The organism is Pseudoalteromonas sp. AOP7-A1-14 (genome assembly GCF_052376275.1).
Lineage (GTDB): Bacteria > Pseudomonadota > Gammaproteobacteria > Enterobacterales > Alteromonadaceae > Pseudoalteromonas.
Genome location: NZ_JBQSVO010000001.1, coordinates 89,342 through 97,579, shown reverse-complemented (window position 1 = coordinate 97,579; position 8,238 = coordinate 89,342). Strand labels below are relative to the sequence as shown.

The following is an 8,238-nucleotide window of genomic DNA, read 5'->3' as shown; positions in this document are numbered from 1 at the left end:
AACTCGATGCTTGCAGCTTAAGCGTTGCCTGCTCTGCCGTGTCAGTGGGGTCGCATTATAGGGAGATCCGAAAACAGATCAAGCGTTTTTTAGATCTTTTTTGAAAAAATGGTGCGTTCGAACAAAATAACTTCACAATGATGATTTTTAATACAAAAAAGACCCAGTTAGGCCTTTAAATTAACTAACTATAAATTTCCAACCAACTTTGGCTTGCTGCTTAGCCTCTTGCTGTAGTTCACTTGCCATTAAAGGATGTGACTTTAACCAGTCTCCTTCAAAGCTGAGCACTAAAGCTTCATTTGATACAGTAAGATCAAGTTTAGGCAATACATCATTTTGGCGCCGCATTGATAAAATCACTGCAATACGTAACAGTCGCGTTATTTGTTGGCTTAGCTCAGCGTTATTTCCAAGTTCAGAAAAAATACCTTTTTGCATATCTGCTCTATGCGCTTTAGCAATAGCGACAATGAGTTTATGCTCCGATTGTGAAAAACCAGGCATATCGGTATTTTCTAAAATATAGGCCGTGTGTTGCTGATACTGTTTATATTCAATTAACAAACCAACTTCATGCAACTGAGCAACCGCCTTAAGTAGAGGTAAACCCTCCGCAGCTGCAATCCCCCATTGCTCATTTACTTTTTCTGCAAGCTGTAAGGATAATTCAGCAACACGATCTGCTTGTTTTTGATCAACATGGTATCTAGACATAAAGGCATCAACTGTGCGTTTACGAATATCATGGTTATGAAATTCAGGGATCATGCTATATAGCACCCCCTCACGCAGCGCTCCGCCTGCCAATCCCATTCTTTCAATCTCGAGCGATTCAAATAGTGCAATTAAAATTGCAAGCCCAGAAACAAATACCAGTCTGCGCTCTTCGCTTAATCCGGGTAAATCTAGATCATTTATGGTTTGATACTCAATTGACTGAGCTTTAATGGTTTGTAACTTTTTGAGTGTTAATGAATCACTTAGGTTTTGCGCTATCATTATTTCTTGAATAGCTTGTACGGTACCTGAAGCACCAGAGGCGACTTCCCAACCTGCAATTTTATAGTCTGCAGCGATATCGTCAATCACTAATCGAGCAGCCTTAATGGCTGCATTATAATTAGCCTCATTTAGCTTATAGTCTTTAAAATAACGCTCAAGGTAGGTAACACAGCCAATGTTTAGGCTTTTGTAGTGTAAGGCACTAAAACCCTTACCAATAACGACTTCGGTACTTGCGCCACCAATATCAATGACTAGCTGACGTCCAACACACGAAGAAGTATGTGCCACCCCTTTATAGATTATACGTGCTTCAAGTTCACCACTAATAACATTGATTTTATGGCCTAAGATTTGCTCGGCCTTTTGCTTAAATACATCAGCATTAGTCGCTAGGCGTAGAGTAGCTGTTGCGACTATAGTGATATTTTTTTTCGGGATATCTTGCAAACGTTCAACAAACAGAGCTAAACATTCCCAGCCTCGCTGCATTGCTTCATAGCTTAAAACATTTTCATTATTTAAGCCCGCAGCAAGTCTGACTTTACGTTTAACGCGACCAATAGTTTGTAAGCCGCCAGCAATTGATTTAGCTATCAACATATGAAAGCTGTTTGAACCTAAATCAATAACTGCATAAACATTCTTTTGCGGTTTAAGTTGCGCCACCGTTCAAAACCCCTGGTTACTACTACAACTGAGAAAGCAGCCGTTTTACGACCGCTGCTTTTGGTAACTATTGTTAGGTCTACGTCCGTTGTTTGGTCGGTTACGTGGGCCTGAATTATAGTTCCGCTTTCTTTGAATAGTAGGTTTTGTTAAATCATCTAGCAATGCACTTTTATCATACTGTGATAAAGGAATACTGTGCTGAATATACTCTTCAATTTCATGCAAGTTATATGCATATTGCTCACATGCAAAACTAATTGCATGGCCCGATGCACCTGCACGACCTGTACGACCTATACGGTGTACGTAATCTTCACAGTCATCTGGTAAGTCAAAGTTAAATACGTGACTCACTTCTGGAATATGTAATCCACGCGCAGCAACATCAGTTGCAACTAAAAAGTCTAGTTCACCCTTGCTGAATTGCGCTAATATTGATTGGCGCTTTTTCTGGTTCACATCACCAGTTAGCATTCCAACGCGGTGTCCATCAGCTTTTAACCATGCATAAACTGTTTCACAACTGTGCTTAGTATTAGCAAAAACAATAGCTTTGTCTGGCCATTCTTCCTCAATTAAAGTTAATAAAAGCTTAATTTTATCTTCTTGTGAGGGTTGGAATAATTCTTCTTGAATGTGCTTACCTGTTTTTACGTCAGGCTCAATTTGTACATGCTCTGGGTTGGTCATATGTTCAAAAGCTAACTCTTGCACACGATACGATAGAGTTGCAGAGAATAGTAAGTTTAAACGCTCTGCAGTATCTGGCATACGGCGGAACATATAACGAATGTCTTTTATAAAGCCTAAATCGAACATACGATCGGCTTCATCAAGTACCACGACTTCGATTTCATTAAGGGTATAATACCCTTGCTTATATAAATCGATTAAGCGCCCTGTTGTGCCAATTAAAATATCAACGCCTTTTTCTAACTGTGCACGTTGTTTTTCGTAATCTTCGCCACCATATACTAAACCTAAGTCAAGATTACATTGTGGCGCTAAAATTTTTGCATCTTTGTGGATCTGAATCGCAAGCTCCCGAGTGGGGGCCATGATCAGGGCTCTTGGATGTTTACTAGGTGTTTTGCTAGATTGTAATAACCGATGACATGTGGCGGTTAAAAACGCCAACGTTTTACCTGTACCCGTTTGTGCTTGACCCGCAATGTCGCGGCCATCACAAATAAAAGGTAGGCATTTAGCTTGAATGGGCGTGCAATATTCAAACCCATTTTCGGTTAATCCGGCAACCACTTCCGGTGCAATAGCAAAGTCTGAAAACTTTTTATCGGTCAAATGTGTCTTAGTCATAGCGTTTAAGCATAACGTTTAAACTTGCAATAAGAAACAAGAGTGTTTAAATACCCATTAAATAATTCGCCTAACTTACCGGAGAGCGCAATGAGCGAAAAAATGATTCAATTAACTGACGACAGTTTTGAGGCTGACGTATTACAATCGGACAAGCCTGTATTAGTTGATTTTTGGGCAGAATGGTGCGGACCTTGTAAAATGATCGCCCCAATTCTTAATGAAATAGCAGATGAATTTGACGGCCGTGTAACAATTGGTAAATTAAATATCGACCAGAATGCCGGGACTCCACCTAAGTTTGGTATTCGTGGTATTCCTACGTTACTGCTTTTTAAAGATGGCCAAGTTGCTGCGACTAAAGTTGGCGCACTTTCTAAAACTCAACTAGTTGAGTTTTTAGAAAACAACATCTAAAAGTCAAAAAAAGGGCTTTTTGCCCTTTTTTTATATTTATTTTACTTAAATACTGGACGCCCACGCGGCGACCTGCTAGTTTATAAAACCAACTAATCCTTAGTTATATTCAACGAACCTCACTCAACTTTCAAAATTGATTTTGAGTATGACAACTGTAATAAAGAACCCACCAATATGCATTTACGCGAATTAAAAGACAAGTCGATAAAAGAGCTTGTAAACTTAGCTGAGTCCATGGGGCTCGAAAACGTAGCCCGCTTAAGAAAGCAAGATATAATTTTTGCTATCCTTAAGGCCCACGCCAAAAGTGGTGAAAATATTTTTGGCGGTGGTGTATTAGAAATTTTGCAAGATGGTTTTGGTTTTTTAAGATCATCAGAAGCTTCTTACTTGGCCGGCCCAGATGACATTTATGTTTCACCTAGTCAAATTCGTCGTTTTAGTATGCGTACTGGTGATTCTATTATGGGGCTTATCCGTCCACCTAAAGATGGTGAGCGATACTTTGCTTTATTAAAAGTAAATGAAGTAAACTTTGATAAACCTGAAAACTCTCGCACTAAAATTCTTTTCGAAAACCTTACTCCTCTACATGCCAATGAACGTTTACGTATGGAACGTGGTAATGGTAGTAAAGAAGATATAACTGCTCGAGTACTTGATTTAGCTTCACCAATTGGCCGTGGCCAACGTGGTTTATTAGTAGCACCGCCAAAAGCGGGTAAAACCATGTTACTACAAAACATTGCGCAATCGATTAGCTACAACCATCCAGATGCAACATTAATGGTACTTCTTATTGACGAACGTCCTGAAGAAGTAACTGAAATGCAACGCTTGGTAAAAGGTGAAGTAATCGCATCAACATTTGATGAGCCAGCGAGTCGCCACGTACAAGTAGCTGAAATGGTTATCGAAAAAGCTAAACGCCTAGTTGAACACAAAAAAGATGTGATCATCTTACTCGATTCAATTACCCGTTTAGCACGTGCTTATAACACCGTTATTCCTTCATCAGGCAAAGTGCTTACTGGTGGTGTTGATGCCAATGCATTACACAAACCAAAACGCTTCTTTGGTGCTGCACGTAATGTTGAAGAAGGCGGTAGTTTAACAATTATTGCGACTGCACTTATCGATACTGGCTCGAAGATGGATGAAGTTATCTACGAAGAGTTTAAAGGTACTGGTAATATGGAATTACACTTAAATCGTAAGATTTCTGAAAAGCGTGTATTCCCTGCGATTGACTTTAACCGCTCAGGTACTCGCCGTGAAGAGTTGCTAACTAAAACTGACGAACTGCAAAAAATGTGGATTCTTCGTAAGATTGTTCATGATATGTCAGAAATAGACGCCATGGAATTTTTAATCGATAAGTTATCAATGAGCAAAACTAACAACGAATTTTTTGACTCAATGAGACGTCAGTAATAATTCAAACTGTTATTAATGCTTAATAAAATGCCTGTTTAATACAGGCATTTTTGTTTTAAGAGCGACTTAAGAGTTTAAGGCTTCACCATCAAGAGCAAGCAATAAGTTTCCCACTGCTTGTTCTAAACTCTGATAAGCTACTTCACTATTGCCTTTAGATAATAACCGATCTAATACTAAAGCACATTGGGCCAGCTCATCTAAATTGAACATTTGTGCGGCGCCTAGCAATCGATGACTATCTTGTTTTAAAGCGGCCAAATCGGCATGCTTAAAGTGGCTTTTGATAAGCTGCGATTCATCACCAAAGCTTTTACTAAAACGACTAGCTAAATCACTCAAATCAATTTTTGGGGTATCCAATACATCTGTTAACACTGTGCAATGCGTTGCAAGTGCATTATAAAATGCAAACTTATCTATCGGTTTACTTAAGTAGCCACTAAACCCAGCATCCAAATAACCTTTTATTTCATGGCTCATAGCATTAGCAGTTAACGCATAAATAGGCGCGTTAAAGCCACATTCCTTTAGTAAATTGAGTGCGCTCATACCATCCATTACCGGCATTTGAATATCTAACAGCACTAAATCAGGAAACTCTTTCAAACATAACTCAACAGCTTGCTCACCATTTTCACAACTAATAACATCAAGCCCAAAAGACCTTAAATAATGCGCGATGAGGCGAAGGTTATCCGGATGGTCTTCTGCTAGTAATACCCTCCCTTGTAACTTAGTTAATGCATCTGGCAACTCTAAGGCAGTTTGTGTCTTATTTGGCTGTTGCTCTTTACAAGGTAAATAAAAACCAAAAGTGCTGCCTTGCGCTGCTTCACTCTCAACATTGATATACCCCCCCATCATCACCGCCAGCTGCTGCGATAAACTAAGGCCTAACCCTGTCCCCCCAAAGCGGCGCGTTATACTGTTATCGGCTTGTATGAAGCAATCAAAAACCACTTCTACTTGCTCATTATCCATACCTATGCCGGTATCAATAACATTAATTTGCACACCTTGATTTGTAGACAACAACTGAATCGTCACCGAACCTTTGTTGGTAAATTTTATGGCATTTGCGCATAAATTAATAAGAACTTGTTTTACACGTATATAATCAAGTTGCACCCAAAAGCTAGGACCCACCTGGTTATCTAACAATAACTGCAGTTGCTTACTTTTTGCTTGCGGTTTAAACATAGCAAACAAATCTAAAAGCAAATAACTCAAATCAAACTCGGTTAAATGAAGCTCAAGTTTACCTGCTTCAATTTTACTCAAATCAAGTACATCATTGATCAAACCTTTTAAGTGATCGCTATTTCTTTGAATTACTTTTAATTCATTTTGCAATTGCTCAGGAGGATATAAGCCCTGAATAAGATGGTCAGTTTGGCCTAAAATGGCCGTTAATGGGGTGCGTATTTCATGGCTTATATTAGCTAAAAATTGACTTTTAACTTGATTAGCTTGGCGCAGCTCTTGAGCTATTGTTTGCAACTCTTCAGTGCGTTGCTGTACTTTTTCAGCTAATTGAAATTTTGCTTTTTTTTCCATTGAACGACGATAAAGTGCCACTGCAGTGATCACCACCAGCATCACCACAATAGTGAGCATAATTGTTAGCTGTGTTTGTTTTGTCGTTTCTAACCTCTGCAAATTGCGCGCTTGCTTAAGTTCTTTAATTTCTTGGTTAAGCCTATTCGCCTCAAACTGAGTTTGAAAAGCGTTCAACGCTTGTAGTACCTCTCCACTAGTAGTGCTACGTTGATGATCAATAAATTCGTTATGTAGTGTTACTGCACGTTTATAATCACCCAAGCTTGCGCTGAGCAATGCTTGCATCCCAAGACCATCTTTAATTATCAGTTCATCTTTGTACTCTTTTGCAAGGCTTAGTGATTGCGTTAAACTCGCTTGAGCTTGAGCAATATCACCCAAAGCCAACTGAACTTTACCAAGCACATGCAATGCGGCTAATAATAATGACTTATTATTAGCCTGAGTAGCATAGTCACGCCCTGCTGTCGCATGTATTTCAGCCACTTTCAGTTTATCAAGTACTAGGTTGATATTTGCTAGGTTAGTATTTGTTCTTGAAAGTGCAAGTTTATCTTGTTGAGTTTGATAGTAACGCAGAGCCAATTGATAATAATGAAGTGATAATGGATATTGTTTTGACTCACTGTAAGCAACCCCCATATTACCGTAAACCTGGGCTATTGCGTTTTCATTACCGAGTTTTTGAAATACCTTAAGTACTTGGCGGTACATATCAAGTGCAAGGTCGTAGCGAGATAAACGAATATACACGCCTGCAATGTTATGCAGAATATCGGCTTTATCTTGTGCACTGCCTTCTAATTCATAAATATCTTTAGCGCGTTGATAGTAATCTAAGGCCAACTCCATGTTATGCATTTTAAAATAAGCTAAGCCTATATTGCTCAATAAATTAGCTTGCTCTATTTTATCGTCCATTTGTTTAGCTAAATTTAAGGCACGGCCATATTCAATTGCAGCACGTTGCATTAAGCCTTGGAAGTAATAACAAACCCCTTGCATTTTCATCGCCCGAAAATGCTCTTTGGGTAAGTGATCAAGTGCTGTACTTTGCTCTAATAATTTAAAGTATTTTAAGCCATTAGAAAAATCCTTATTGCTAAAAGCTTCATCCGCTAACTCTTGATAAATAGTTATTTTTTGACTGCTAGGTAATTTTTCACCAGCTAATAAAACAGTTGCAACACGTGTTTTTTCTTGCCAATTTTGCTCAGTTTCAAACTGGGCAAAGCTCACTTCTTTTGCATAGCTCTTAGGCATCGCAAAGGTAAAAAGCAGTAAAAAAATAAAAGGTAGTCGTTGCTTAAACTGACTTGGCATTAATCAATCCTTAATCTTTAGCAGCAGTAAAAGCTGTGTTAGGGTCTTCAAGATACACTAATTGCTATGCTGCAAACAATGCTTAACCCACTGATAGATGAGATTTTTGGACTAATTTTTAACGGTCAAGTTTGGCAAGTCCACTCTTTGGCAACAAAGTTAAAAAGCCAAGGGGCTATTAGCGTTTTAGATAGCTTACCTGAACGGGATTTATTCAAACGTAATTTTTTGATGATGAATGCGCTATACCAACTACAGCAGCTACAAATATCAGGCCTACATATAAAGTTAATAACTAAGGCCACTAATTTGCACTACAAAAATCTGCTCCACTGCGAGATTACTATTTAAATTGGCGCAACTTTGAAACATCCAACGCCAATATTGACGAGCTATTAAGCCAATTTTGGCAATGCTTTACTCGTTCCACCCCACCTAGAATACCATTAACCACTAAGCAACGAAAAAAGTTATTTAAGTATTAGCGGCTTGCAGATGACC

Annotated in this window: 7 protein-coding genes; 4 read left to right on the top strand and 3 right to left on the bottom strand. The window is 38.8% G+C overall.

Translation table 11 applies throughout. The features are described from left to right. Positions 1–180 precede the first annotated feature (180 nt). The gene (gppA, locus tag ACT3RM_RS00475) at positions 181–1,674 is read right to left on the bottom strand and encodes a guanosine-5'-triphosphate,3'-diphosphate diphosphatase (RefSeq protein WP_441994477.1); all 1,494 of its coding nucleotides are present in this window, start codon (positions 1,672–1,674) and stop codon (positions 181–183) included. Positions 1,675–1,719: 45 nt separating this feature from the next. Continuing rightward, positions 1,720–2,994 (bottom strand): ATP-dependent RNA helicase RhlB, encoded by a 1,275-nt coding sequence (rhlB, locus tag ACT3RM_RS00470; protein WP_441836607.1) that lies wholly within the window; start codon positions 2,992–2,994, stop codon positions 1,720–1,722. A 90-nt stretch (positions 2,995–3,084) separates the two neighbouring features. On the opposite strand from rhlB, the gene trxA reads away from it, so the two are divergent. Both trxA and rho read left to right on the top strand, forming a co-directional pair. Continuing rightward, on the top strand, positions 3,085–3,411 hold the full coding sequence (gene trxA, locus ACT3RM_RS00465; protein WP_441836606.1) for a thioredoxin TrxA: 327 nt from the start codon (positions 3,085–3,087) through the stop codon (positions 3,409–3,411). Positions 3,412–3,588: 177 nt separating this feature from the next. Beyond that, positions 3,589–4,848, top strand: a complete 1,260-nt coding sequence (gene rho / locus ACT3RM_RS00460; RefSeq protein WP_441993143.1) for a transcription termination factor Rho — start codon at positions 3,589–3,591, stop codon at positions 4,846–4,848. A 69-nt stretch (positions 4,849–4,917) separates the two neighbouring features. Here the strand turns inward: rho and ACT3RM_RS00455 are convergent, their stop codons facing one another. Beyond that, positions 4,918–7,737, bottom strand: a complete 2,820-nt coding sequence (locus ACT3RM_RS00455; RefSeq protein ID WP_441994478.1) for a tetratricopeptide repeat protein — start codon at positions 7,735–7,737, stop codon at positions 4,918–4,920. Positions 7,738–7,803: 66 nt separating this feature from the next. Here ACT3RM_RS00455 and ACT3RM_RS00450 point away from each other — a divergent pair, with 66 nt between their 5' ends. Together ACT3RM_RS00450 and ACT3RM_RS00445 are read left to right on the top strand one after the other, a co-directional pair. Further along, positions 7,804–8,088: a DNA-J related domain-containing protein gene (locus ACT3RM_RS00450; RefSeq protein ID WP_441993140.1), complete on the top strand. Its 285-nt coding sequence runs from the start codon at positions 7,804–7,806 to the stop codon at positions 8,086–8,088. After that, the gene (locus ACT3RM_RS00445; protein ID WP_441993145.1) at positions 8,070–8,222 is read left to right on the top strand and encodes a DNA-J related domain-containing protein; all 153 of its coding nucleotides are present in this window, start codon (positions 8,070–8,072) and stop codon (positions 8,220–8,222) included. Before ACT3RM_RS00450 ends, ACT3RM_RS00445 begins: the two co-directional genes overlap by 19 nt. The last annotated feature ends 16 nt before the right edge of the window (positions 8,223–8,238 follow it).

What these genes read in the sequence shown, in the direction of transcription:
- trxA (WP_441836606.1), top strand. Translation starts at nt 3,085, where the DNA reads ATGAGCGAAAAAATGATTCAATTAACTGACGACAGTTTTGAGGCTGAC.
- ACT3RM_RS00455 (WP_441994478.1), bottom strand. Translation starts at nt 7,737, where the DNA reads ATGCCAAGTCAGTTTAAGCAACGACTACCTTTTATTTTTTTACTGCTT.
- rho (WP_441993143.1), top strand. Translation starts at nt 3,589, where the DNA reads ATGCATTTACGCGAATTAAAAGACAAGTCGATAAAAGAGCTTGTAAAC.
- rhlB (WP_441836607.1), bottom strand. Translation starts at nt 2,994, where the DNA reads ATGACTAAGACACATTTGACCGATAAAAAGTTTTCAGACTTTGCTATT.
- ACT3RM_RS00450 (WP_441993140.1), top strand. Translation starts at nt 7,804, where the DNA reads ATGCTGCAAACAATGCTTAACCCACTGATAGATGAGATTTTTGGACTA.